Origin of the sequence: Streptomyces triticagri, assembly GCF_003429565.1 — a bacterium.
Classification (GTDB): Bacteria; Actinomycetota; Actinomycetes; order Streptomycetales; family Streptomycetaceae; genus Streptomyces; species Streptomyces triticagri.
Window position 1 is genome coordinate 117,636 of record NZ_QUAK01000239.1, and the last position, 24,587, is coordinate 142,222.

Here is a 24,587-nt window from a genome sequence, read left to right on the forward strand (position 1 = left end):
CACCCTACGATCGCCGGGGTGCGGCGGACGATCGAGGTGGCGGCTACCCGAGACCCGTCTCGCGGAGCGTGATGTTCAGCCGGCCCGAGCCGAGTCCGCAGTCCGGGTCGGCGGTGCCCGTCCGTACCTTCGGGACTCCGTGGTGGATGTAGCGCGAAGGACCGCCGAAGACCAGCAGGTCACCGGAGACCAACTCGACGTCCTGGTAGGGGCGGTTGCGGGTCTCGGTGTTGCCGACGCGGAAGACGCAGGTGTCGCCGATGCTCAGGGAGACCACGGGCGCCGAGGACCGCTCGTCCTTGTCCTGGTGCATGCCCATGCGGGCATCGCCGTCGTAGAAGTTGATCAGTGCGGTGTCCGGTGTGTAGCGCTCGGCCGCGGCGGACGCACCGTAGGCCCGGGCCACCGCCTGCCGGCCCCGTCGCACCAGCCAGTCGGGGAACGGGGCGACCGGCAGGCCGTTCACATCGTCCGCGGTGCGGCTGTACCGGTAGGGCTGCCAGTGCCAGCCGACGCACACGGTCTGCACCGACATCACCCCGCCACGCGGCAGCCTGGTGTGCCGGATCGGCACCGGGCCCCTCGCCCACTCCCGGCACGCGGCCACCAACTCCCGCTGCTCGTCGGACCCGAGCCACCCCGGCACGTGTACGACGCCCGGCGCCAGTTCGAGCGCAGGCCGCGGAATCAGCGCATCCATCACGCACCTCCCTCCGGCGGCTCAGTGTGCACCCGCAGTTCCCGGCCCTGCCACCGCGCGCGCAGCCGCCGGTCGTGACTTGCCACCACCACGGCGCCCGGACCGGGCCCGAGCGCGTCCTCCAGTTCGTCGCAGAGCCGTGGCGACAGGTGGTTCGTCGGCTCGTCGAGCAACAGCAGCGCCGGCGGCCTGGCGACGAGCAGCGCGAGGGCGAGCCGGCGGCGCTGGCCCACGGACAGGTCCGCCACCCGCTGGTCGAGATCCCGGGTGTCCATCAGGCCGAGCGAGGTCAGCGGCACGACCTCCGCCCGCTCGGCACCGACCCCGGTCTCGTAGGTGTCGCGGACGGTGCGGCCCGGCCGCTCGAACGTGGTGTCCTGGGTGAGCAGCGCCACGGTGAGTCCTGGCCTGCGCCGCACCCGGCCGTACGGCTCCAACCGCCCGGCAAGGACCGCGAGCAGTGTCGACTTGCCCGAGCCGTTCGCCCCCGTCACGAGCAGCCGCTCGTCGTCCGCGACGTCGAGCGCATCCAGCCGCAGGCGCCCCGGCACCCGTACCCCGTGCAGTGCGACGAGCGGGCCATCGGCGGCGTCCTGCGCGATCTCCGGCAGACCCTCGGAGCCGGACGCATCCGGCTCCGCGACGGGACGCGCCGGCGCGGGCGGGCTGAACCTCAACGGCCTCGGTGGCTCGGGCACTTGCTCGCGCTGCAGATCCTCCAGGCGGCGAGTGGCGTTGCGCACCCGCCGGGAGATCTGGTGATCGACCCGGTTGCCACGGCGGCCGTACCCCATCTTCTCGCTGTCCCGCATCGGCCGGTAATGGGCCACCCGATGCGCGGTGACGCCCGCCGAGTGCCGAAGCGCCTCGAGTTCCTCCTGCTCCGCCTCGAAGCGGCGCTGCCAGCGCTCGCGCTCCGCGCGCTTGACGGCCTGGTAGTCGGTGTAGTTGCCGCCGAAGCGCGTCGGTCCGTCGACGGACGGATCGAGGTCGATGAGATCGGTGCAGACCGCGTCGAGGAAGGCCCGGTCGTGACTGGCCACCACGACCGCACCGGGCAGCGCACACAGCCGCTCCTGAAGGAACTCGGCGGCGCCGTCGTCCAGGTGGTTCGTCGGCTCGTCCAGGAGCAGCGCGGCCGGCTGCCGGATCAGCAGCGCCGCCAGAGCGAGCCGGCTGCGCTGCCCGCCGGCGAGCGAGCCCAGGGTCCGCCGCCGCGGGACGGAGCCGAGTCCGAGCCCGCCCAGGACGATCGAGGCACGCCGGTCCGCGTCCCAGGCGTCACGCTGCTGTGCCTGCTCCAGTTGCTCCGCGTACGCCGCGAGCAGCTCGCCGTGTGCCGGTGCGTCGGGCGGGGTCGCGGCGAGTTCGCCGCCGATACGGTCGAGCCGCGCGAGGTCCTCTCGGGCCTCGCGCAGTGCGTCGTCCAGCACATCGGTCAGCGTCGCAGCGGACGGATACGGCAACTCCTGGTGCAGGAAGCCGAGTTCGGCAGGGCGGTCGACGGAGCCGGCGTCCGGCTTCTCGACCCCGGCGAGCAGCCGCAGCAGTGTCGACTTGCCCGAGCCGTTCTCCCCGATCAGACCGATCCGGTGACCGGGGGAGGCGGTGAGAGACACTCCGTCGAGTACGCGCCGGTTGCCGAGGGTGTGCACGAGGTCATGGGCGAGCAGAGCAGGTACGGGCATGCGCGACCCTAACAACGGACACCGGTTCCCCTCCGGGAATTTCCGGCGCGAGCGCCGCTGCGCCCGTACGCCCTCACGCCACCGGCTCGACCTGGCTGTGCTTCGGCGCCTTCGCGGTCACCATCACACCGGCCACCACACCCGCGAGCAGCATGATGCCGACCGCCCACCACAGGGCGACCGTGTAGCCGTGCACCACGCCCTCGGACGTGACGAGCCGACGCACGTCCTCGCCGGGCGGCCGGCCCGTCTCCGCGGCCGCGTCCCGCAGACGGGAGGCGATGTACGCCGTCGAGGTGCTGGTCGCGATGGTGTTCAGGAGAGCCGTACCGATCGAACCGCCCACCTGCTGGGCCGTGTTGACCGTCGCCGAGGTGACACCCGAGTCGCGCGGTGCGATGCCCGCCGTCGCGGTGGCGAACACCGGCATGAAGGTGAGTCCCATCCCGAGACCGATCAGCAGCATGCCCGGCAGTACGTGGCCCGCGTACTCGGAATGCACGGTGAGACCCGTGAGCAGCATCAGGCCGAGCGCCGCGAGCAGCATGCCCGGCACCATCAGCACCCGCGGCTGCACATGATGCAGCAGCCGGGCGGAGATCTGGGTGGAACCGACGATGATCGCGGCCGTCATCGGCAGGAACGCGAGCCCCGTCTTGACCGGCGAGTACTGCAGGATCACCTGGAGGTAGTAGGTCAGGAAGAGGAAGGTGCCGAACATGCCGATCGTCGCGAGTCCCATGGTCAGGAAGCAGCCGGCCCGCGAGCGGTCGCGGACGATGTGCAGCGGCAGCAGCGGACTGGCGGCCCGGTTCTGCCACCACACGAAACAGCCGAGCAGGACCGCGCCGCCGATCAGCAGACCCAGGACGAGCCCGTCGCTCCAGCCACGCGGCTCCGCCTCGCTGAACCCGTAGACGATCGCGACCAGGCCGCCGCAGCCGAGCACCACACCGGGCACGTCGAGCCGCGCCTCCCGGTGCCCGGAGCGGTCGTGCAGCAGCGCGAACGCGCCGAAGACCGCGATCAGGGCGATGGGCACATTCACATACAGGCACCAGCGCCAGTCGAGATACTCCGTGAGCAGCCCGCCCGCGATCAGGCCGATCGCACTGCCGCCGCCCGCGAGCGCACCGTAGATCCCGAACGCCTTGCCCCGTTCCCTGGGATCGGTGAACGTCGTGGTCAGCAGAGACAGCGCGGAGGGGGCGAGCACCGCCGCGAAGACGCCCTGCAGCGCCCGCGCCGCGAACAGCATCCCCGGACTGCCGGCGGCGCCACCGAGCGCGGACGCGGCGGCGAATCCGATCAGACCGATGACGAAGGTCCGCTTGCGGCCCACCAGATCGGCGACCCGGCCGCCGAGCAGCAGCAGGCCACCGAAGGCGAGCGTGTACGCGGTGATCACCCACTGTCGATTGCCGTCGGACATGCCGAGCTCGCGCTGTGCGGAGGGGAGTGCGATGTTCACGATCGTCGCGTCGAGCACGACCATCAACTGCGCGAGGGCGATGACGACGAGGCCCCACCAGCGCCGTGGATCGGGGGCGTCCCGGGAGCTTGTGAGCGGACCTTCACTGCCGGCGGTGGTCGGGCCGGGTATCGGCCCCGGGGTGTCAGGTGCGGAACCCATGCAGTCCAGGACAGCACAGAAGGCAGGGGTCCGCGCGACGTGGCAGAACGTGATCCGTGCGGCGTCCGTACGGCTAAGGGGCGGCGGGCCGTACGACGGCCACCGGGCTGTGCGCATGGTGCAGCAGGGCCTGGCTGACCGAACCGAGCAGCAGCCCGGTGAAGCCCCCGCGCCCACGGGCCCCCACGACCACCAGGCCCGCGCCCTCGCTCGCCGCGATCAGGGCCTCGCGTGCACCGCCCTTGACCACCCGGTGCTCCACCTTCACATCCGGATGCTCCGCGGCCCGGCCGGCCATCGACTCGGCGAGGAGCCGCTCCTCGCCCGCGGCGAGCGCACCCGGCTCGGCCGCGTACGGCTCCGCGGGGTCCGCCGGCGCAGGCGCCTGCACCGACCAGTCGCTCCAGGCGTGCAGGGCCAGGATCCCGGTTCCGTGCAGCGCGGCGTGCGCGAAGGCGAAGTCGATCGCCGCCCGGCCGGCGGGCGACCCGTCCACACCGAGCACCACACGGCCGTCGCCCTGCGCGGACTGCTCGCGGACGACCAGGAGAGGGCAGTGGCTGTGCGCGGACAGATGCACCGCGGTCGAGCCGACCAGGAGACCGATGAAGCCGCCCATGCCCCGGCTGCCGACCACGATCAAGCGCGCGGAGCGGGACTCGGCCTCGAGCGCGGTGAGCGCCTCACCGTTCACCACCGCCTGCGTCACCGTCACATCGGGAGCCGCGGCCCGGGCCCGCTGCACGGCCTCCGTCACGGTCTGCCGGGCGAGATTCCGCAGCCCGCCCTCCGCCGGGCCGAGCGCCGAAGGGCCGAGCGGCACATGCAGCGCCGGCCAGACGAAGACGTGCACGACCCGCAGCGAGCAGCCGCGCAGCGCCGCCTCCCGGGCCGCGGTGTCCACGGCGTGCAACGCCGAAGCGGACCCGTCCACCCCCACCACGACCGGCGGACCGGCCGAGGCATCGGGTTCGGGACTCGGGGCGTCCTCGCTCGTGGTCATCGCGGGATTCCTTTCGTCTGGCGGACGGCGCGCGGTGCGGCGCGGCCGTGCTGTCGGCGAGGGAGGGGACCAGTTCCGGACCGAGAAGCCGAGGAGCCGCCCGGTCAGTCCTCCACCGTCAGTACGTCCGTCACCGGGCGGCGCTCCGTCGGGACGCCGGCGGGACCGTAGCCGAGCCGGATCACCATCTGGACCGGTCCCGAGTCCGTCTGCGGATCGCGCACCGCCCAGCGCAGGGCGTCCCATTCGAGGGCAGCCGTGGCGAGCGAGGTGGCGATCCCGTCCTGGGTGGCCTGCAGCAGTACGCGCTCGAGGGCCTGGCCCGCCCGCAGCCAGTCGCGCGCGCCGTCTCCCGTCGTCCCGAGCAGCGCGAGCTGGGGATCGGCCTCGAACTTCGCGCCCGGACGATCGGCCGGTGCGTCCGGGCCCTCGAAGTCGCGCACGGGAGCACCGCCCGACCGCTGACGCGGCCCGAGCGCCTCGCGCGGCAGGCCCGAATCGGCGGGACGTCCGTCGCCCACCCAGTGCTCCAGATCGGATCGCCGGTCCGGGTCGGCCTCCTCGCGCAGCTCCGCCTCGCGGGACAGGGCGAGCACCATTTCGTTGTGACCCGGGTCCGGGAAAACCAGACGGGCCCCTTCGAGCAGGGCGGCCCGGCGCAGTCCGTCACGGAGTGCCGCGTCCACCGGTTCGGCGCCGAACGGCTCCCGGCTGCTGTGCCGGTCTCGCAACACGGCGTGCAGTTCGGTGAGTTCGTCGAGCTCCGACCGTACGGAGGGATCGGCGTCGTCGCCTCCCGGGGGCCGGGCACCGGCACCGGAGCCGGTGACCTCGCCGAAGTCGACCTCGGCGAGGAGGTCCGGGTCGCCCGGATCGGGGAGCAGTCGCACGGCCGGATCGAGGCCGGCCCGCGCGGCCGCGGAGACCCGCAGATTGAACAGCGCGGCCCCGCCGGCCAGGTGCAGGCCGCGCCCCTCGGGATCGACGTGCGGCAGCGCCCTCGAGCGGTCGGCGCGCACCTGCAGCGTCCTTCGCGCGCGGTCCGCGCGGAAGCTCCACGGCTGGGAGTTGTGCAGCGACGGCGCCGTCACGGCGTCCGCCACGAAGTCCCTCAGCTCCTGGTCGGTCGGGGTGCGGGAATTGTCCGGAGTCACCTTCCAGCGTCCTTTCCGCCCCGGCGAACAGAGGGGGCATACGTCCCTTCTGTCCATCATCGGCGAGGACCCGCCGACTCACCAGGCCGGCTGATTCACGGGGCCCGGCCGTCAGCGCTCCAGGACCAGTGCCAGGCCCTGCCCTACGCCGATGCACAGCGCCGCGACCGCCGTGCCGCTGCCCGCCGCGGCCAGCTGGTGCGCCGCGGTGCCCGCGAGACGGGCCCCGGATGCACCGAGTGGATGGCCGAGTGCGATCGCGCCGCCCAACGGGTTGACCACGTCAGGGTCGCATTCCGGCCACTCGGCGAGGCAGCCGAGCACCTGGGCGGCGAACGCCTCGTTCAGCTCGAGCGACGTCAGGTCGCCGAAGCTCCGGCCCGCCTTCGTCAGGGCCCGTTCCACCGCGGGCACCGGTGCCAGACCGAACCAGTGCGGCTCCACGGCCGCCACCCCGGTCGCCGAGATCCGGGCGAGCGGCTCGCGGCCGACCGCCTTCAGACCGGCCTCGTCGGTGAGCAGCAGAGCGGACGCACCGTCGTTGAGCGGAGAGGCGTTACCCGCCGTGACCGTACCGCCGTCCTCGCGGAACGACGGCCTCAGCCTGCCCATGGCGTCCGCCGAAGCGTCCGCGCGCACGCATTCGTCGCGGTCGACGAGCACCGGGTCGCCCTTGCGCTTCGGCACCTCCACCGGTGCGATCTCACCGTCGAAGTGCCCCGCCGCCTGCGCCGCTGCCGCCTTGCGGTGCGAGGAGAGGGCGAAGGCGTCCTGCTGCTCGCGGGTGATCCGGTGCTTGTCGGCGATGAGTTCGGCGGACTCGCCGAGCGGGATCGTCCACTGCGGCTCCATCCGCGGGTTGACCATCCGCCAGCCGAGCGTGGTCGAGTACAGCTCGGTGTGGCCGGCCGGGAAGGCCTGGCCGGACTTGGGCAGTACGTAGGGGGCGCGGGACATCGACTCGACGCCGCCGGCCAGGACCACGGAAGCGTCGCCGAGCGCGATGGCGCGGGCGCCCTGCACGACGGCCTCCAGGCCGCTCGCACACAGGCGGTTCACGGTCACGCCCGGCACCGAGACCGGGAGGCCGGCGAGCAGGCCTGCCATGCGGGCCACGTTGCGGTTCTCCTCGCCGGCGCCGTTGGCGTTCCCGTAGTAGATGTCGCCGATCAGGCCCGGGTCGAGGTCCGGTGAACGGTCGAGCAGGGCCCGCAGGATGTGTGCGGCAAGGTCGTCGGGGCGTACGGGGGAGAGGCTCCCGGCGTACTTGCCGAACGGGGTTCGGACGGCGTCGACGATGTAGACGTCCCTGCTCGGCTGGTTCATCGGGCGGCTCCTTCACGAGGTCTGTTGGCACAGGCTTTCGGGGTGACCGGACCAAAATCAAGCCCGCCCGGCACGTGAGGACGGGGTCGTCCTGGCCAATTCAGCCGGTCCGGCATTTGAGGACGAGGCCGCCAGGCCGACAAAACAAGCCCGTCCGGCGTTTGAGGACGAGGCCGCCAGGCCGATGCCTGGAACCGGAACGGCCCTGGACGGGACTTGTCCTCAATCGCCGGACGGGCTGAATGATGCCCTCAAACGCCGGGCGGGCTGAGAGATGGCCTGGACGGCCTTGTCCTCAATCGCCGGACCGGCTGAAAGAAGCGCCGGACCTCCTGAAGGATGCCCCCCGGGGGGCTCGCCCTACCCGTTGGTGAACGACAGGACCTCGTCGACCCGTCGACGCCTCGTCGCCGGCCCCTCCGGCCCGTACCCGAAACGGATCACCATCTGAACGAACCCGAGCCCCGCCGAGGGATCCCGCACCGCCCACCGAATCCCGTCCTCCTCGAGGACATGCGTGGCCACCGACGTGGCGAGCCCGTCCAGCGTCGCCCTGAGCAGCACACGCTCCATGGCCTGCCCCGCCCGCAGCCAGTCCTCGGGCCGATCGCGCACCGTCCCGATCAGCGCGAGCTGAGCAGACTCCTCGAAGCGCACCGACTCCCGGAGCGGCCCGGCACCCGTGGGATCGAAATCGCGCACCGGCGCCCCACCACCGCGCGGCCGCGGCCCGAAGGCGAAGGCGGGGATGCCGTCGCGCCGGCGGCCGCCACCGACCGCCGGGTCACCGGTCCATCGCCCGAGCTCGGCCCGCCGCGCGGGATCGTCGGACTCCCGCATCTCGGCCTCGGCGGCGAGCGATGCGATCGTCTGGCAGTGGAACGGGTCGGGGAAGGCGAGCCGAGTGCCTTCGACGAGCGCCGCCCCGCGCAGCCCGTCCAGCAGGGCCGGGGCGACACGCTCGTCACTGAACGGCGCGCGGCTCGTGTGCCGCCGCAGCAGCGCGGGATGCAGATCGCTCAGCTCACGGACGTCACGCGCCGGCTCCCCCTCATCGGCCGCGGCCGCGAGCGACTCGCCCAGGTGGACCTCGGCGGACAGGAGGGGGTCACGGGGATCGGGGAGCAGCCGGGTCTCGGGCACGCGCCCCGAGCGGGCCACGGCGACTCGCAGATTGAACAGGGCGGCGCCCACGCTGATGTGCAGCGACCGCAGCGAAGGGTCGGCGGCCGCCATCCGCCGGGACGGATCGGCCCGCACCTGCAGCACCTCGCGTCGCCGGTCGTAGCGGAACAACCAGGGCTGCGAATTGTGCAGGGACGGCGCCGTCGTGGCCGCCCGGACGAACTCGGCGACCTGATCGGCATCGAGGGCGGGCGAGGGCGTCCGACGGCGGAATGGCATCGCTCCTCCTGGCGTTCGCGGCGCCCGCGGTGGCGCCGGCGACGGCCGGTTCCCACAACCGTGCCGTACGAGTTCCTGCAACCGTGCAGTACGAGCATCTCGTACAACATTCAACTTCGCATCGGATGGTCCGGTCCCGACAGGGCAGTAAGTACGCGGTGAGCGGCAAAAGGCCCACCCGATTCGGGACTTGTGGCCCTGGTCGCGGCCCTCGCGCCGCCGCGCCGCTCGCCCGTCCGCTTTACCGTCCATTGGCACGTATGCCCCGGTATTCCTACAGTGATCACAGGATCCTCAGTTCACAGGAAGCAGTTCCGCAGCCGTGAGAGCCGACCCCGACGAGCCCGCCGATTCCGCGACGACGGCCCCGGAGCCCGCCGGAAGCGCGGGACACCGGCGTGCATCCGCACCCGGGACGCCGCCGGGCTCGCCCGACGGCCGGGTGTCCGTCGAGCGGGGGACCGTGCTGCGGATGCTGGCCAGTGCCGACCCGGACGGCCTGCTCGGTTCCGTGCTCGGCGCGCTGGGGAGCATCGAGGCCCGGGCGGGTGCCCTCTTCGTCACCCAGGACGACGGCTGGCTGCGGATGACCGCGAACCGCAATCTGGACCCCGCGGTCGTGGAACGCTTCCCCGCGCTCGCCCCCGACGCCGAACTGCCCGCGTCCGTCGCCGTCCGCGAACGACGCTCCGTGCGCGCCGCGGCCGAGGACTTCCAGACCCGCTACCCGGATCTCGCGGCACTCAGGAACCCCGTCGGAGTGATCGCCGAGCCGCTCCTCGTCGACGACCGCTGTCTGGGCGCACTCGTGGTGCACCTGTCGCCGTCCTACGCCCCCGACCTCGCCGACGAGCAGCTCATCAGCATGGTCGCCGCGGTCTGCGCCCACCGCCTCGAGGACATCCTCGTCACACAGAGTGCCGGACTCCCCGCGGGCACCGCGGCCCGGCTCCCCGGCGGCCACGCGGTGGCCGGCCAGCCCCGCGACCAGGTCCGCCTCGAACTGGCCCTCGCGGGCGGCAAACTGGGCTCCTTCCAGTGGTACGTCGACTCCGACGTGCTGGTCTGGGACGCCCGGGTGGTCCGCCTGATGGGCCTGTCTCCCGACACGTTCGACGCCCGGCTCGCCACCTTCCTGGCCGTGGTCCATCCCGACGACCGTGAACGCGTACAGGAGGAGCTGGCCGAGAGTCTGCAGACCGAGGACTGCCATCTCGTCTACCGGGTCGTCTGGCCCGACGGATCGCTGCACTGGATCGAGGCCAAGGGCATCGTCGAGCGGTCCGTCGACGGCCGTCCGCAGTCCGTCATCGGCGTCGCCTGGGACGCCACCGCCCAGCGCGAACGCGAGGCCAGGCGCGAGGCCCGCCGGGCGGTGTACCTCAGCGTCACCCAGGCCTTCGCCGCGGCCCTCTCGCCGCAGGACGTGCTCGCCACGATGATTGACATCGTGCTCCCCGAGCTCGGGGCGCGGGCGCTGGCCCTGCACATGGTCGAGGAGGGGCGACTGATCCTGGAGGGCTCGGCCGGCTATCCGCCCGAGGCCCTGAAGCGCCTCTCCGAGGTGGGCCGGGTCCGCGACAACCCGCTGCAGGCCGCGCTGCGGGCCGGCCATCCGCTGTTCTTCGAGACGCGCCGGGCGTTCCTCGAGCGGTTCCCCGCCCCGGAGCTGCAGCCCGTCGAGAACCTCCAGGCCTTCGTCTTCCTGCCGTTGGCCACCGCGGACGGCATGGTGGGCACCTGTCTGATCGCCTACGACCACCCGAAGCGCTTCAGCCCCGACGAGGAGACCCTGGCCACCGCGGTCTCCGGGATCCTCGGCCAGTCCCTGGCCCGCGCCCGCCTCTCCGATCTGCGCCGGCGCCGGATGACCGACCTGCAGCAGCTGATGATGCCGCGCGCCCTTCCGCGCCTGGAGGAGTTCCAGGTCGCCGCGCGCTATCTGCCGGCCTCGCAGGGCATGCAGGTCGGCGGCGACTGGTTCGACGTACTGCCGCGCCCGGACGGTGGCGCGTCCCTGGTCATCGGTGATGTGCAGGGCCACAGCGCGCAGGCCGCCGCGGTCATGGGTCAACTGCGCACCGCGCTGCGGGCACACGCGTCGGACGGCTACCGGGTGGAGCATCTGATGCGGCGCGGCAACCAGACCCTGTACGGCCTCGACACCGAACGCTTCGCGACCTGCTGCATCGTCGACGTCACGCCGGGCACCGGCCATCTGCAGGTGGTACGGGCCGGGCACCCGCGCCCGCTGCAGGCGGCCGCCGACGGCACGGTCTGTGAACTCGAGGTGGCCGGCGGACTGCCGCTCGGCTTCGCCCCCGACGACCGCTATCCCGTCTTCCACGGCCAACTCGTGCCGGGCAGCACCCTGTTGCTCTACACCGACGGACTCGTCGACCGACCCGGACGGTCCTACGACGAGGCGCTCTCGCGGGTCTGCGCCGTGTTCGCAGACTGGGCCCGACGGGACGGGCGCGACGACGGTGACGCCGGCCTGGAGGCGCTCGCCGAGGAGATCGTCGCCACTGCGAGCGAATCGGACACCGGCGGCGACGACATCGCGATCCTGCTCATCCGCCGCCCCTGAACGGCCGAACGGGCCGCCAATGTGCGGCTACTCGAAGCGCGAGACGTCGCCCGCTCCCCGTCGTACGATCTCGACCTCGCCACCGGAGAAGTCGATCACCGTGGTGGGGCTCGTCCCGCAGTCGCCCGAGTCGACCACCGCGTCCACCACGTGGTCGAGGCGCTCCTTGATCTCCCAGCCCTGGGTCATCGGCTCCTCCTCGTCCGGCAGCAGCAGGGTGCTGGACACCAGCGGCTCACCGAGCTCGGCGACCAGGTCCTGGGCGACCACATGGTCGGGGATGCGCACCCCGACCGTCCGCTTCTTCGGGTGCAGGAGCTGGCGCGGAACCTCCTTGGTGGCCGGCAGGATGAAGGTGTAACTGCCCGGCGTGGCCGCCTTGATGGCGCGGAAGACGTCATTGTCGATCTGCACGAACTGACCGAGCTGCGCGAAGTTCTGGCAGACCAGGGTGAAGTGGTGACGGTCGTTCAGCTGCCGGATCGTACGGATCCGGTCGAGTCCCTCGCGACTGCCGAGCTGGCATCCGAGTGCGAAGCAGGAGTCCGTCGGGTACACGACGAGTGCGCCGGAGCGGATGCTCTCGGCCACCGTGCTGATGGTGCGCCGCTGAGGATTCTCGGGGTGCACGTCGAAGTATTTCGCCATCCGCCGAGCGTACGTGACCACCTGCCGTGCACCGACCCCGCCGGCTCTCACTCCACCCGTCCGAGCGGTCCGTCCGCCGGCGGGTTCTCCCGTACGCCGGGTGGGAGTTCAGGACTCCTGAGCGGCCAGGGCGCCGGACAGTACGCCTGCGACCGCGCGGCGGACGGTGTCGGGAGCCGGCGGGCCGGCGAGGCGGTCGGCGAACAGCAGGTGTGCGGTGCCGATGAGGGTGGGGGCGAGTGCCTCGATGTCGGCATCCGGCGCGAGTCTGCCCGCGGTTCGCTCGGCGGCGAGATAGGACGCGACCACTGCGGTGGCCTCGGTCAGGAGGGGAATGCCGACCGGGGTGGTCTCGCGCAGCCTGGTGCGCAGGGTGTCGCGGGAGACGATCAGACCCACGACGGCCACGGCTGCCGTGCCGAAGAGGTCGGTGAGCGCGTGCGTCAGCCGGTCGACGACGTCGCCGGTGCCCGCGCCCCGGTTCAGTTCGGCGGACCGCCCCTCGACACGGGCGGTACGGTCGCGGACGAGCTCGGCGAGGAAGTCGTCGAAGTCGGCGAAGTGCCGGTGCAGCACGCCCTTCGCGCAGCCTGCCTCGACCGTGACCGCCCTGCTGGTCAGGGCGCTCGGGCCCGCGTCGAGCAGCACCCGCTCGGCCGCGTCGAACAACTGCCGGCGCACGTCCTGCATCGCGACACCCGTGGGCATCCGGGCCTCCTTCGCTACTGGTGTTCCGCCCGCCCGATTGACGAGTGGGCATCTGCCCACTCATAGTGGGCGCATGCCCACTCTACCTGCGCGACAGCCGGACCCGGACCCCGCCGAGACCCACCGGCATCGCAGCGTCGCCGAGTCCTTCGGCGCCGAGGCCGCCCGCTACGACCGTGCGAGACCGCGCTATCCGCAAGCCCTGCTCCGGCGCATCGCCGACTCGGCACCCGGCCCCGACGTCCTGGACGTCGGTTGTGGAACGGGCATCGTGGCCCGGCAGTTGGCGGCCGAAGGCTGCCGCGTCCAGGGGCTCGACGCGGACGAGCGGATGGCCGAAGTGGCACGTGCGAACGGCCTCGACGTGGAGGTCGGACGCTTCGAGGACTGGGCCGCGGACGGCCGCAGCTTCGACGCGGTGGTCGCGGGCCAGACCTGGCACTGGGTCGATCCCGCGACCGGCGCGGACCGTGCTGCCCGGCTGCTCCGGCCGCGGGGGACGCTCGCCCTGTTCTGGAACGCCGGTGAACCTCCCGCCGCCCTCACGGAAGCCTTCGCGGAGGTGTTCCGCCGGGTGGCACCGGACTCCCTGGCGCTGCGTGGCATCTCCGGGTCCGCGGTGGACGGGTACGGCCTGATGTGCGAGACGGCGGCCGACGGCATCCGCGGCACCGGCGCCTTCGCCGAGCCCGAACGATGGCGCGAGGACTGGGAGTTCACCTACTCCAGGGAAGCCTGGCTCGACCAGCTCCCCACCACCGGTGCGTTCACACCGCTCACCGCGGAGCAGCGGGCCGAGGCGCTCGCCGGCGTCGGCGAGGCCATCGACGCGATGGGCGGGCGGTTCACCATGCGGTACGCCACGCTCGCCGTCGTGGCGAGCCGCCTCCCGTGAGGTCGTACGGCGCCACCGTGACGTCCCCGCCGCGCCTCGCGGTCAGCGGGCCAGCAGCGCGCGCAGTTCCGCGGTGACCAGGGCCGGGTCCTCCTCGGCCATGAAGTGCCCCGCGGCGACGGTGCGATGCCGCAGATCCGGCGCCCAGGCGCGCCACAGCGCGGACGCGTCGTAGCCGAGTGAGGCACCCCAGTCCTGCTGCAGCACCGTCACGGGCATCCGCAGGGTGCGTCCCGCAGCCCGGTCGGCCCGGTCGTGCTCGACGTCGATGCCCGCCGAGGCGCGGTAGTCGGCCACGACGGAGGCGACCGCGTCGCGGGACGCGGCCAGGTAGGCGGCCCGCACCCGCGCCGGAATCGCCGCCGGGTCCTGCGTCCACACGTCCAGGAAGTGGCCGAAGAACGCATCCGGAGCGCCGGAGATCAACTGCTCGGGCAGCCCCGGGGGTTGGGCCATCAGATACAGGTGGAAGCCGACCGCGGCGCTCACTCCGTGCAGCGCGTCCCACATGTCGAGGGTCGGCAGTACGTCGAGACAGGCCAGATGTGTGACGGCGTCGGGGTGATCGAGTCCCGCGCGCAGGGCGACCAGCGCGCCCCGGTCGTGCCCGGCGAGCGCGAAGCGGTCGTGGCCGAGCGCCGCCGCGAGGGCCACCACGTCGGCGGCCATGGTGCGCTTGGCGTACTCCGTCCCGTCGCGGACCGCGGGCTTGTCGCTGGCCCCGTAACCGCGCAGGTCCGGGCAGACGACCGTGTGCTCGGCCGCCAGCGCGGACGCGACGTGCCGCCACATCAGGTGGGTCTGCGGGAAGCCGTGCAGCAGGACGACGGGGCTGCCCGCGCCGCCGACGGCGGCGTTGAGGGACACCCCGTCCGCGACGGGCACCCGCCGCAGCTCGAATCCCTCGAAGGAGCCTTCGACATGTTCCGCCTGTTCCGCATGTTCTGCGGAGGGCTCTTCGAACGGCAGGGGCGACGGGGTGGTCATGCGGTACTCCTCGTTCGGTGACCGGGTCCGTCCAGCATTCCTCCGGCCGATGAGCAACGGATGAGCGCGCTACCTTGGGCGAACGGCTGTGATCAGCGGTGGGGTCGGTGGAAGGGCGGAACGCGGTGCAGGTCACCTTCGGGGTACTCGGGCCCGTCACCGCCTGGGACGCGGACGGCCGCACGATCGGCCTGAAGGGCCCACGGCACCGGGCCGTCCTGGCCCGGCTCGTGCTCGCCCGCGGCCGAGTCGTACCCGTCGCCCGGCTCGTCGAGGACCTGTGGCCGGAGCCGCCCGCCGACGGCGTCGGAGCCGTCCGTACCTTCGTCGCCGCACTGCGCCGCGCCCTGGAACCCGAACGTCCGCCGCGCACCCCCGCGCGGCTGCTGGTCACCGAGGGGCCCGGATACGCCCTGCGGACCGGCACCGACGGTGTGGACGCCCGGCGCTTCGAGTCCCTCGTCGCGACAGCGGCCGGCGCGTCCGCGCAGGACGCGGCCGCCGCCCTCGACGAGGCGCTCTCCCTGTGGCGCGGCCCGGCCTACGCCGAGTACGCCGACGAACCCTGGGCCCGCGCCGAACGCGCCAGACTGCACGAACTGCGCCTGCACGCCGTCGAGCGACAGGCCGAGGCCCGACTCGCACTCGGCGACGCGGGCCGGGTGGTCCCCGATCTGGACGCGCACGTCACCGACCATCCCTGGCGGGAGGACGCCTGGCGTCTGCTCGCGCTCGCCCTGTACCGCACCGGCCGTCAGGGCGACGCCCTCGCCGTCCTGCGTCGCGCCCGCGGCCTGCTCGTGGCGCAGCTCGGCGTGGACCCCGGGCCGGCGCTGCGCGGTCTGGAGCAGGACATGCTCCGCCAGGCCCCGCATCTCGACCCGCGCCCGGATCCGCCCCGCCCCGCCGCTGACAGCAGTGCACCGCACCCCGACGACCCGGCATCCGTGCCGGACCCCGCCGACCAGGTGTGGGCCCGGGCAGCCGCCGCGTACGACCGGAGCGTGCCGGCGAACGCCCGCGCGCGGCTCGAGTCGACTGCCGGACTGCTCAGAAGCCTGGCCGTCACCGGCGGCAGCGGACTGCAGGAGTCCCGCCGCCACCGGGTCGCGGCGGTCGAGGCGGCCGAGGCGCTCGGCGACCCCGAGCTGACCGCCCGCGTCATCGGAAGCTATGACGTACCCGCGGTCTGGACGAGCGTCGACGATCCCGGGCAGACCGCCCGGATCGTCGCCGCCGCCGAACGCACCCTGCACGCCCTGCCGGCCGACGGCCATGACGCCGCCCGCGGGGCACTGCTCGCCACGATCGCAGTGGAGTGCCGGGGCGGCAGTACGCCGGGCGGTCCGGCACGGGAACGGGCCCGCCAGGCGGCCGCGGAGGCGGAGCGCATCGCACGCCGCCTGGACGACCCCGCGCTCCTCGCCCATGCGCTCAACGCCCAGTACATGCAGGCCTTCGAGCGCACCGGCCTCGCCCCGCGCCGCGCCGCCATCGGCACCGAGCTCATCGCCCTGGCCACCCGCCACGCGCTGGCGCCGTACGAGATCCTCGGCCACCTCGTACACGTCCAAGCCCTCGGCGCCCTGGGCGAGTTCGGCGCCGCGGACGACCATGCGCGAGCGGCCGAAGGGCTCGCGGAGCGCCATGAGGTGCCGCTGGTCCGGGTGTTCACCCTCTGGTACCGAGCCCTGCGCAGCGCGGCCGACGAGACGATCCCGGTCGCGGCGGCGGACGAAGAGTGCCGGACGGCTGCGGCGGCACTCGACGGCGCCGGGATGCCCGGCATGGAGCACGGGCTGCTCCCACTTGCCCTCCTGTGCCTGCGCCTGGCACGCGGCCTGCCCGTACCGCAGGAACTCCTCGGCGAGGACTTGGGCCCTTATGCGCCGTGGACGCGTCCGTTGTTCCTGAGCACGGCAGGTCGCCGGGCCGAAGCCGCGCGGGCCCTGACCGAGGCACCCGATCCGCCCCAGGATCTGCTGGCCGAGGCTCTGTGGTGCCTGCTCGCCCGTGCGGCGCTCGCCCTCGGCGACCGGGCCGCCGCGCGCAGGATCCGCCGGCACCTGGCACCGGCGTCCGCGGAACTCGCGGGAGCGGGAAGTGGCGTACTCACCATGGGCCCGGTCGCCGCGCAGCTGGCAGAACTCGACCGAGCGCTCAACAGCCCTTAAAACAAGCGGAGTTGAACGGACATGACGGTGGGTCACTGCTACGTCTCAGGAATCAGTCAGGCAGACGGCGCAGATACTCCAGAGCCTTCGTCGCATTGGCCGCCAGATCGTCCACCGCATCGAGCACCAGACGGCCGTCGGACCACTGGGCGAACTCGTCCCGCAGTCGTTCCACCGACTCCCAGGCAGGATCGGCGAAACCCTCGATACCGCGGACCCGGCCCTCCAGACGGCGGCGGTGCAGGACCGGATCCGAGCACACCACCTCGATGAACGCCACCGGGACAGCACGCCGGGCGGCGAGCGACCGCCACTGCTGCCGGGCCGCCGCAACCGCGTTGACCGCATCCACGATCGCCACCTGGCCGAGTGCGAGCACGTCGTCGGCCACGGCCTCGGCCACCACGTACGCCGCAAGCCCCGTCGGCTCTTCCCGCGACACCCCCGCACGCCACATCGCCGCCTCGATCGGGTCCACGGACACCACGGGCGCGGCCAATTCGCGGCCGAGCGCCCCGGCGACCGCGCTCTTGCCCGCACCGGGCAGCCCTGCCATCACGATGAGCATGGGGCCACCCTCGCACGAGCCCGGTCCCGCACGCGCTCTGCCGCGGAGGGCCACCGTACGGGCCCGGTGCGGGACCCGATCTTGACCTGAAGGGGGTTCGCACCCCAGGATGGCGCCATGTTCGCCAACCTCGTCCACGCCCCCGGATCGGCTCTCGTGCCCGACCGCTGCGGCTGTGCGCGCTGCGGTCTCTAGCGAACTTCTCAGCGCGGCCCCTCGGCCGTGATCACAGGCGCAGCTGAGCGCCGGGCCCGCCTTCGACGGGTCGATCTCCTTCCGCCGCAAGGGCGTCGCGGGTCAGTCACTGCATGTGTCCGGTGATCGCCGGGACCGCACGCGGGGCGAACACCTGACATGTGCCGGGTGCGCCACCGGCCGTACGGTCCCACCCGACACCACATGCACCCGCACGCGACGAGCTCCGCGCACCGTCCCGAGACCCGTCACCCCCCGTACCGACCCCCGGAGTGTCAGATGTCGACCACCGCAATCAGGCCCGTACCCACCCTGCGTGAGGCCAGGATCCCGGACCACGCGTTCTACGAGGGCAGGCGTGTCCTGCACCGTCTGCCCGCGGGCGCCGAGCCGGTGCCGTACGAGCACTTCGAGGTGGTGCCGCTCGGCGTCACCATCGGCGCGGAGATCCGTGGCCTCGACCTCAAGCAGCCCGTCCCGGACGAGATCCGCGAGGAACTGAACCGTGCCCTGCTCGAATGGAAGGTGCTCTTCTTCCGCAAGCAGCACCTGACCTCGACCCAGCAGCAGCAATTCGCCCGCAACTGGGGAGAGTTGGAGACCAATCCACTGCTCGAGGCCGGCGACAGCGAGGAGGTCGTCCGCTTCGACAAGAGCGCCGCGGGGATCCCCACCTTCGAGAACGTCTGGCACGCCGACGTCACCTTCCGCGAGCGCCCCGCCATGGGTGCCGTACTGCAGCTGCGCGAGGTCCCGCCGACCGGCGGCGACACCATGTGGGCGGACATGGCGGCCGCGTACGACAACCTCCCCGCCGATGTGCGCACCCGCATCGACGCGGCGTGGGCGGTGCACGACTTCATCCCCGGCTTCCAGCGCTTCTACGGGCCCGAGCGGCTCGCCCGGCACCAGGACCTGTTCCCGCCGGTGGAACACCCGGTGGTGCGCACACATCCGGAGACCGGGCGGCGGACGCTCTTCGTGAACACCTCGTTCACCACCCGCATCGCCGGCCTCGAGCGCGCCGAGAGCGACGAACTCCTGCGCCTCCTGGTCCAGCAGGCGCACGTGCCCGAGTACCAGGTCCGCTTCCACTGGCAGCCCGGCGACGTCGCCTTCTGGGACAACCGGGCGACCCAGCACTACGCGGTCGGTGACTACGGCGACGCACCGCGCATCGCCGAACGCGTCGCCATCGCGGGGGACCGGCCCTACTGATCCGCCCGCCCACCACGACAGCGGCCGCCTAGCGCGTCACCGGCCCCGACGTCGACTCCCGCACCTGCAGCGCCGTGCGCAGCACCACCGTCTGCAGCGACCGGTCGGTGCCCGCGATGCGGTCCTGCAGCAGCCCGGCGGCCGTCCAGCCCAGGTCGTACGACGGAAGCTGGACGGTCGTCAGGGACGGCCGCACCAGGGAGGCCCACGGCACGTCACCGAAGGACAGCACCCCGAAGTCCGGGGGTTCTACGGCCGCTTCGCGCAGGGCCGCCAGCGCGCCTACCGTCATCAGGTTGTTCGCCACGAAGACCGCGTCCGGCGGCTCGGGCAGCGCGAGCAATTCGGTCATCGCCGCGCGTCCGCCCTCCACCCGGAAGTCGCCGTGCCGGACGTACTCGGGGGAGGGCTCGCCGCCCTCGCCCGCCTCGCGCAGCTGGTCACGGAGCACCGCCCGGTAGCCCGCGAGGCGTTCCTCCGAGGTGGAGGCGCCCTCCGGCCCGGCGATGCAGGCGATACGGCGGTACCCGCTCGCCAGGAGATGGGCCGTCGCCTCCTCGCCGCCGTGCTGGTTGTCGACCATCACCGCGTCCACCGAGGCGCCGCGCGGCCGGCGGTCGACCGCCACCACCGGCATGCCGCGGCCGGCGAGCAGTGAGAGATCCGTGCGGTTGCGCGAGGCAGCCGCCACGATCACGCCGGCCATCTGCTCGGCCGCCGCGATCTCCAGATAGCGGCGCTCCTTGTCCACGTCCTCGTCCGTGTTGCACAGCACCACCGACAGGTTGGTCTCCTGAGCCGCGTCCTCCACGCCCCGGGCGAGCGAGGTGAAGAACGGGTTCTCGATGTCGGGGATGATCAGGCCGATCACGCTGGCCCGCTGCTTGCGCAGGCTGCGCGCGACCCGGTTGGGCGCGAAGCCCAGCTCCGCTGCTGTCCTGCGCACCCGCTCGGCGCGCTCCGCGGTGACCCGTCCGCCGTTGAAGACGCGCGACACCGTCGCGGGGGAGACTCCGGCCGCACGGGCCACATCGCTGATCGTCGTCACTGTTCCCGTACCCGAACCCCTCGATCAGGCGCGGGAGTTGACCGCGCACCGGGTGTCATGCCCGTCATTCTCCGCCCTGCCGTACGGCGGGACGTCGGGGCGTCCTGACCCCTTGACACCGTCTGGCCTGAACTTTACGTTCACGTGAAATGGATTTCAAGAGATCCTCCGGGGCGGGCGCCTGGCCGAGGGGGGATCTAGCCAACAACCCGCTGTAGTTACTGGGTTGAGTTCTACCCGCAGTGCGTGAAATCGATTTCAACAGACATCTAATTCCTGGAGTCATCGACGATGAGCACCACGTTCGGCCTCGACGATCTGGCCCGCCGCACCGGCGGCGTCAGCCGGTCCATCAGCGCGGAGAACTTCACCGGAGCCAAGGGCGCGGGCGGGATGGCCACCGAAGGCACCGGGGCGCCGGCCGCGTCCCGGCTCGGCCGTGGCTGGAAGGTGTCTCCCAGCATCGACATCGCCGCCGGCGAGACCGTGCTGCTCGCGGACATCGACGGGCCGGGCACCCTGCGCCACATCTGGTGCACCACGGCCCCGCACGCCGCCTGGCGGCAGACCCTGCTGCGCCTGTACTGGGAGGGTGAGGAGACCCCCGCGGTCGAGGTGCCGCTCGGGGACTTCTTCTGCAACGGCTGGAACCGCTTCAGCCAGGTCTCCTCCATCCCGGTCGCGGCCAATCCGAACGGCGGGTTCAACGCGTACTGGCCGATGCCGTTCCGCCGCCGGGCCCGGATCACCCTGGAGAACCTGGCCGCCGAGCAGATGACGCTCTACTACCAGATCGACTACGAGCTCGGCGAAGTCGCCGACGACGCCGCGTACTTCCACGCGCAGTGGCGCCGCAGCAATCCGGTCACGCCCGGAGTGGACCACGTACTCCTGGACGGAGTGCAGGGCGCGGGAAGCTACGTCGGCACCTATCTGGCCTGGGCCGTGAACAGTCCGGGCTGGTGGGGCGAGGGCGAGCTGAAGTTCTTCCTCGACGGCGACGACGAGTTCCCCACCATCTGCGGCACCGGCACCGAGGACTACTTCGGCGGAGCCTGGAACTTCGACGTGCCGGGCCAGGGATACACCGAGTTCACCACCCCCTACCTCGGTCTCAACCAGGTCCTGCGGCCCGATGGCCTCTACGACAGCCAGCAGCGCTTCGGGATGTACCGCTGGCACGTCCTCGATCCGGTGCGCTTCCAGGAGGACCTGCGGGTCACCGTGCAGTGCCTGGGCATCGCGCGAGGCCACGGCAACGGACTGCCGCACCGCTACCGGCAGAACCACGACGACATCGCATCGACCTCCCTGTACTACCTGGACCGGCCCGCGCCGGCCTCGCCGCCGGTCACCCCGGACCTCCTGGACCTCGAGGTCGACACCCATATGTGAGGCGCTCCGGCGCCTCGGCACACACCGGAATCACCAGTCACCAGCCAGAGACGGGAGCCAGGCCATGCTCAAGGACGGCAAAGGTGCCGTTCCGCCGCCCACCCGCCGCCGCTTCCTCGGCGCCGCGGCAGGTGCAGCGGCCGCCGCGGCGAGTACACCCCTGTTGAGCGGCTGCGGGGGATCGGCCAAGGCCGACGGGAAGCGGCTGACGTTCTGGAACTTCTACGGCCCGCAGAAGAACCCGGACCCGGCGGTCAACGCCCAGGCGAAGTGGTTCACCGACCTCGTCGCCGAGTGGAACGCCACCCATGAGGTCAAGGTCGACCTCGTCTTCGTACCCACCGGGGACTACACCAACGGATTCAAGGTGCCCTCCGCCTTCGCCACTGGCTCTGGCCCCGACATCTTCCTGCTCAGCCCGGGCGACTTCCTGCGCTACTCCAACGGCGGCGTCCTGCAGGACCTCACACCGCACCTCGACGACGGGGTGGTCGAGGACTACGGCGACGTCCTGAACAGCCGGATGGTCGACGGGAAGGTCTATGCCCTCCCGATGGAGGTCGAGCCACTCGCCATGCTGTACGACGTCGGCGCCTGGGAGAAGGCGGGACTCTCCGAGGCCGACATCCCCACCACCTGGGACCAACTCCTCGACACCGGCGACAAGTTGAGCACCCGTACCCGGGCCGGGTTCGTCGTCGAGACCAACCCGGGCTATCTGCAGAACTTCATGTGGTACCCGTGGCTCTGGCAGGGCGGCGGCGACGTCGTCGATGCCGGGGGCACGGTGGTCTTCGACTCCAAGGCGGCCCGCCAGGCACTCCAGTTGTGGGGCGACGCGGTACGCCACGGCATCATGCCCCGCACACTCCCGGCCGCCGGCGACGTCGTCAGCGCCTTCAAGACCGGCAATGTCGGCATGTGGCAGATGGGCATCTGGCAGGTGTCTAGCTTCAAGGCGTACGCCCCGAAGTTCAAGTACGGCATCTTCCGCCTTCCCGTCCCGCCGGGTGGCAAGTACACCACCGCACTGGGCGGTTGGTCCTTCGCCGCCAACGCCAAGGGCGGCAATCCCGAGCAGGCCGCCGAATTCTGCGGCTGGGCACTCGGCCGCACCGACGAACGATGTGTCGACCGGATGGTCCAGTGGTGCACCGGCGTCAAGTCGGACATCGCGCCGCGCACTTCCGCCGTGGAACGCGGTGCGGAGAAGGGCGGCTACGACTTCTGGGCGATGAAGAAATTCAAGGACGACATCGCACCCGAGGGCCGTGCCGAACCCCGATTCCCGCCCGTCGTGTACAAGGCGGTGTCGGATGCCGTGCAAGGCGTGATGTTCGCCGACAAGGGAGTCGACGGAGCCGTGACCCGCGCCGCCGAATCCATCGAGGCCTTCATGAAGAGTTACCAGGGGGCGAGCCTGATATGACCAGTGTCGCCGCACCCGGACGCGCCCGGGAGACGGATACGGCCGCTCCCGCACGCCCCGGCCGAAACCGTATGAGCCGCAAGCACCGTGAATGGCTGGCGGCCGGACTCTTCATCCTCCCCGACGGCCTCGGGCTGCTGCTCTTCGTCGGCATCCCGATGCTGCTCTCCATCGTCCTGGGCTTCTTCCAGGTCAGCGGATTCGGCTCGTACGAATGGGTCGGATTCGGCAACTACGAGCGTATGTTCCAGGACCCGATGTTCTGGGAGTCCATGAAGATCACCGGAATCTATGTGGTGGTCCTGGTCCCGGTGCTGTTCTGCGTGAGCCTCGCACTCGGACTCCTCATGAAACAGCGGCTGCCCGGCACCGGATTCTTCCGTACGGCACTCTTCCTGCCGTACATGATCAGCCTCGCCGTGGTCGGCCTGCTGTGGAAATTCATGCTGGACGACCAGGTCGGCGTCGTGAACAAATCGCTGCACGCCCTGGGAATGGACGGCGAGTCCTGGCTCGGTGAACCGGCCCTCGCACTCGGCACGGTCATCGCCATCATGGTCTGGGTCATGATGGGCTACTACATGATCATTTTCCTCGCCGGTCTGCAGGAGATCCCCAGCGAATACTACGAGGCGGCGCGCATCGACGGAGCCGGGCCCTGGACTCAATTCCGTTCCATCACCTGGCCGTTGCTCAAGCCCACCAGTTTCTTCGTCCTCATCATGTCCACCGTGGCGGCCATGACCGGCGGCCTCGATCTGATCTTCACCATGACCCAGGGCGGGCCCGCGAACGGCACCTCGCTGGCGATCTACTACATCTACACCCAGGCCTTCGGATTCGGCGAGTACGGCTATGCCTCGGCGATGGGGTCGTTCCTCGTCCTGGTGATGGTGCTGTTCTCCGCCGTCATCTTCAAGGTGACCGGGAGCGGGAGGTTCGACGATGACCGCTAGCAATCCCGTCGCCGCTCGCCGGCGGCTCACCGGCCGGGCCGGCCTCACCGTACTCGCGGTCCTGATGTCGGTGATCACCCTCTTCCCGTTCCTCTGGATGGTCACGTCCTCGTTCAAGACCCGTGCCACCGTCAACGACGGGAAACTCATCCCCACCGAATTCACCTTCGACAATTTCGTCTACGTCTTCACCGAGGTGGACTTCGGGCGCTATCTCTTCAACAGCTTCTTCGTGTCCGCCGTCATCACCGTGGTGGCGCTCTTCTTCCACTCCATGGCGGCCTACGCACTGGCCCGGCTGCGCTTTCCCGGACGGGAGAAGATCTTCACGCTGATCTTCGCCACCCTGCTCATCACGGCGCCCGTCGTCCTGATCCCGCTGTTCATGGTCGTCCGGCAGCTGGGCATGCTCGACAGTTACGCGGGGCTGATCGTCCCTGCCATCTTCAACGCCTTCGGGATCTTCCTGCTCCGCCAGTTCTATCTCGGCTTTCCGCGCGAACTCGAAGAGGCGGCGATCGTCGACGGCTGCAGTCACTGGCGCGTCTACTGGAACGTCGTGCTGCCGATGTCCCGGCCCATTCTCTCCGCCCTTGCCATCTTCTTCTTCCTGGCGAACTGGAATGCGTTCGTCTGGCCCCTGGTGGTCACCACGGATCCGAAACTGCAGGTCATCCAGACCGCCATCGCCCAGTTCGCCAGCCAGAGTTCGTCGAATTACAACTACATCCTGGCCGGGACCATGGTCGCCGCCCTTCCCATGATCGCCGTGTTCGTCTTCTTCCAGCGCCAGATGGTCGAGTCCATCAAGACCTCCGGCCTGAAGTGACCACGGCCCACCCCGTACGCACCACGTACCGCCGCAGGA

At 71.5% G+C, this 24,587-nt stretch carries 20 protein-coding genes; 8 read left to right on the plus strand and 12 right to left on the minus strand.

What is annotated here, in order from left to right:
* Positions 1 to 43: 43 nt before the first annotated feature.
* The 7 genes from DY218_RS33835 to DY218_RS33865 all read right to left on the minus strand — a co-directional run bounded on the left by DY218_RS33835 (position 44) and on the right by DY218_RS33865 (position 8,908).
* Entirely contained in the window at positions 44 to 700 is a 657-nt protein-coding gene (locus DY218_RS33835; protein ID WP_128560018.1) for an alpha-ketoglutarate-dependent dioxygenase AlkB family protein, read from the minus strand.
* On the minus strand, positions 700 to 2,388 hold the full coding sequence (locus DY218_RS33840) for an ABC-F family ATP-binding cassette domain-containing protein (RefSeq protein ID WP_128560019.1): 1,689 nt from the start codon (positions 2,386 to 2,388) through the stop codon (positions 700 to 702). Before DY218_RS33840 ends, DY218_RS33835 begins: the two co-directional genes overlap by 1 nt.
* Positions 2,389 to 2,461: 73 nt before the next feature.
* Positions 2,462 to 4,021, minus strand: a complete 1,560-nt coding sequence (locus DY218_RS33845; RefSeq protein ID WP_128560020.1) for an MFS transporter — start codon at positions 4,019 to 4,021, stop codon at positions 2,462 to 2,464.
* Positions 4,022 to 4,094: 73 nt separating this feature from the next.
* Positions 4,095 to 5,024 carry a universal stress protein gene (locus DY218_RS33850; protein ID WP_128560021.1) on the minus strand — a complete coding sequence of 310 codons (930 nt, stop codon included), beginning with the start codon at positions 5,022 to 5,024 and terminating at the stop codon, positions 4,095 to 4,097.
* 104 nt (positions 5,025 to 5,128) lie between these two features.
* A complete protein-coding gene (locus DY218_RS33855) occupies positions 5,129 to 6,178 on the minus strand; it encodes an Acg family FMN-binding oxidoreductase (RefSeq protein WP_233522039.1) in 1,050 nt (349 codons plus the stop codon).
* Between the two features lie 111 nt (positions 6,179 to 6,289).
* Positions 6,290 to 7,504, minus strand: coding sequence for a thiolase family protein (locus tag DY218_RS33860; RefSeq protein ID WP_128560022.1), 1,215 nt, complete (start codon positions 7,502 to 7,504; stop codon positions 6,290 to 6,292).
* A 360-nt stretch (positions 7,505 to 7,864) separates the two neighbouring features.
* Positions 7,865 to 8,908, minus strand: coding sequence for an Acg family FMN-binding oxidoreductase (locus DY218_RS33865; protein ID WP_128560023.1), 1,044 nt, complete (start codon positions 8,906 to 8,908; stop codon positions 7,865 to 7,867).
* 322 nt (positions 8,909 to 9,230) lie between these two features.
* Here DY218_RS33865 and DY218_RS33870 point away from each other — a divergent pair, with 322 nt between their 5' ends.
* Positions 9,231 to 11,498 carry a SpoIIE family protein phosphatase gene (locus tag DY218_RS33870; RefSeq protein ID WP_128560024.1) on the plus strand — a complete coding sequence of 756 codons (2,268 nt, stop codon included), beginning with the start codon at positions 9,231 to 9,233 and terminating at the stop codon, positions 11,496 to 11,498.
* A 27-nt stretch (positions 11,499 to 11,525) separates the two neighbouring features.
* Here the strand turns inward: DY218_RS33870 and DY218_RS33875 are convergent, their stop codons facing one another.
* Both DY218_RS33875 and DY218_RS33880 read right to left on the minus strand, forming a co-directional pair.
* Positions 11,526 to 12,146: an L-threonylcarbamoyladenylate synthase gene (locus DY218_RS33875; protein ID WP_128560025.1), complete on the minus strand. Its 621-nt coding sequence runs from the start codon at positions 12,144 to 12,146 to the stop codon at positions 11,526 to 11,528.
* 108 nt (positions 12,147 to 12,254) lie between these two features.
* On the minus strand, positions 12,255 to 12,854 hold the full coding sequence (locus tag DY218_RS33880; RefSeq protein ID WP_128560026.1) for a TetR/AcrR family transcriptional regulator: 600 nt from the start codon (positions 12,852 to 12,854) through the stop codon (positions 12,255 to 12,257).
* A gap of 73 nt (positions 12,855 to 12,927) precedes the next feature.
* Between DY218_RS33880 and DY218_RS33885 the strand changes: the two genes are divergently transcribed.
* Positions 12,928 to 13,749, plus strand: a complete 822-nt coding sequence (locus DY218_RS33885; protein ID WP_128560027.1) for a class I SAM-dependent methyltransferase — start codon at positions 12,928 to 12,930, stop codon at positions 13,747 to 13,749.
* Between the two features lie 42 nt (positions 13,750 to 13,791).
* Here DY218_RS33885 and DY218_RS33890 read toward each other — a convergent pair whose 3' ends face one another.
* Complete coding sequence (locus DY218_RS33890; RefSeq protein ID WP_128560028.1) at positions 13,792 to 14,736, minus strand: alpha/beta fold hydrolase; 945 nt, start codon at positions 14,734 to 14,736, stop codon at positions 13,792 to 13,794.
* A gap of 125 nt (positions 14,737 to 14,861) precedes the next feature.
* Between DY218_RS33890 and DY218_RS33895 the strand changes: the two genes are divergently transcribed.
* Complete coding sequence (locus DY218_RS33895) at positions 14,862 to 16,910, plus strand: AfsR/SARP family transcriptional regulator (RefSeq protein ID WP_128560070.1); 2,049 nt, start codon at positions 14,862 to 14,864, stop codon at positions 16,908 to 16,910.
* Between the two features lie 52 nt (positions 16,911 to 16,962).
* Here the strand turns inward: DY218_RS33895 and DY218_RS33900 are convergent, their stop codons facing one another.
* On the minus strand, positions 16,963 to 17,478 hold the full coding sequence (locus DY218_RS33900; protein ID WP_128560029.1) for an AAA family ATPase: 516 nt from the start codon (positions 17,476 to 17,478) through the stop codon (positions 16,963 to 16,965).
* A gap of 474 nt (positions 17,479 to 17,952) precedes the next feature.
* Between DY218_RS33900 and DY218_RS33905 the strand changes: the two genes are divergently transcribed.
* Positions 17,953 to 18,891, plus strand: coding sequence for a TauD/TfdA dioxygenase family protein (locus tag DY218_RS33905; RefSeq protein ID WP_128560030.1), 939 nt, complete (start codon positions 17,953 to 17,955; stop codon positions 18,889 to 18,891).
* Positions 18,892 to 18,919: 28 nt separating this feature from the next.
* Here DY218_RS33905 and DY218_RS33910 read toward each other — a convergent pair whose 3' ends face one another.
* Positions 18,920 to 19,939 carry a LacI family DNA-binding transcriptional regulator gene (locus DY218_RS33910; protein WP_128560031.1) on the minus strand — a complete coding sequence of 340 codons (1,020 nt, stop codon included), beginning with the start codon at positions 19,937 to 19,939 and terminating at the stop codon, positions 18,920 to 18,922.
* Between the two features lie 291 nt (positions 19,940 to 20,230).
* Here DY218_RS33910 and DY218_RS33915 point away from each other — a divergent pair, with 291 nt between their 5' ends.
* From DY218_RS33915 to DY218_RS33930, 4 genes are all read left to right on the plus strand, one after another.
* A complete protein-coding gene (locus DY218_RS33915) occupies positions 20,231 to 21,334 on the plus strand; it encodes a glycoside hydrolase family 172 protein (protein ID WP_128560032.1) in 1,104 nt (367 codons plus the stop codon).
* Positions 21,335 to 21,398: 64 nt separating this feature from the next.
* The gene (locus tag DY218_RS33920) at positions 21,399 to 22,763 is read left to right on the plus strand and encodes an ABC transporter substrate-binding protein (protein ID WP_128560033.1); all 1,365 of its coding nucleotides are present in this window, start codon (positions 21,399 to 21,401) and stop codon (positions 22,761 to 22,763) included.
* Between the two features lie 71 nt (positions 22,764 to 22,834).
* On the plus strand, positions 22,835 to 23,719 hold the full coding sequence (locus DY218_RS33925) for a carbohydrate ABC transporter permease (protein WP_233522040.1): 885 nt from the start codon (positions 22,835 to 22,837) through the stop codon (positions 23,717 to 23,719).
* Entirely contained in the window at positions 23,709 to 24,548 is an 840-nt protein-coding gene (locus tag DY218_RS33930) for a carbohydrate ABC transporter permease (protein ID WP_128560035.1), read from the plus strand. The genes DY218_RS33925 and DY218_RS33930 overlap by 11 nt, the downstream gene beginning before the upstream one ends.
* Positions 24,549 to 24,587: the final 39 nt, after the last annotated feature.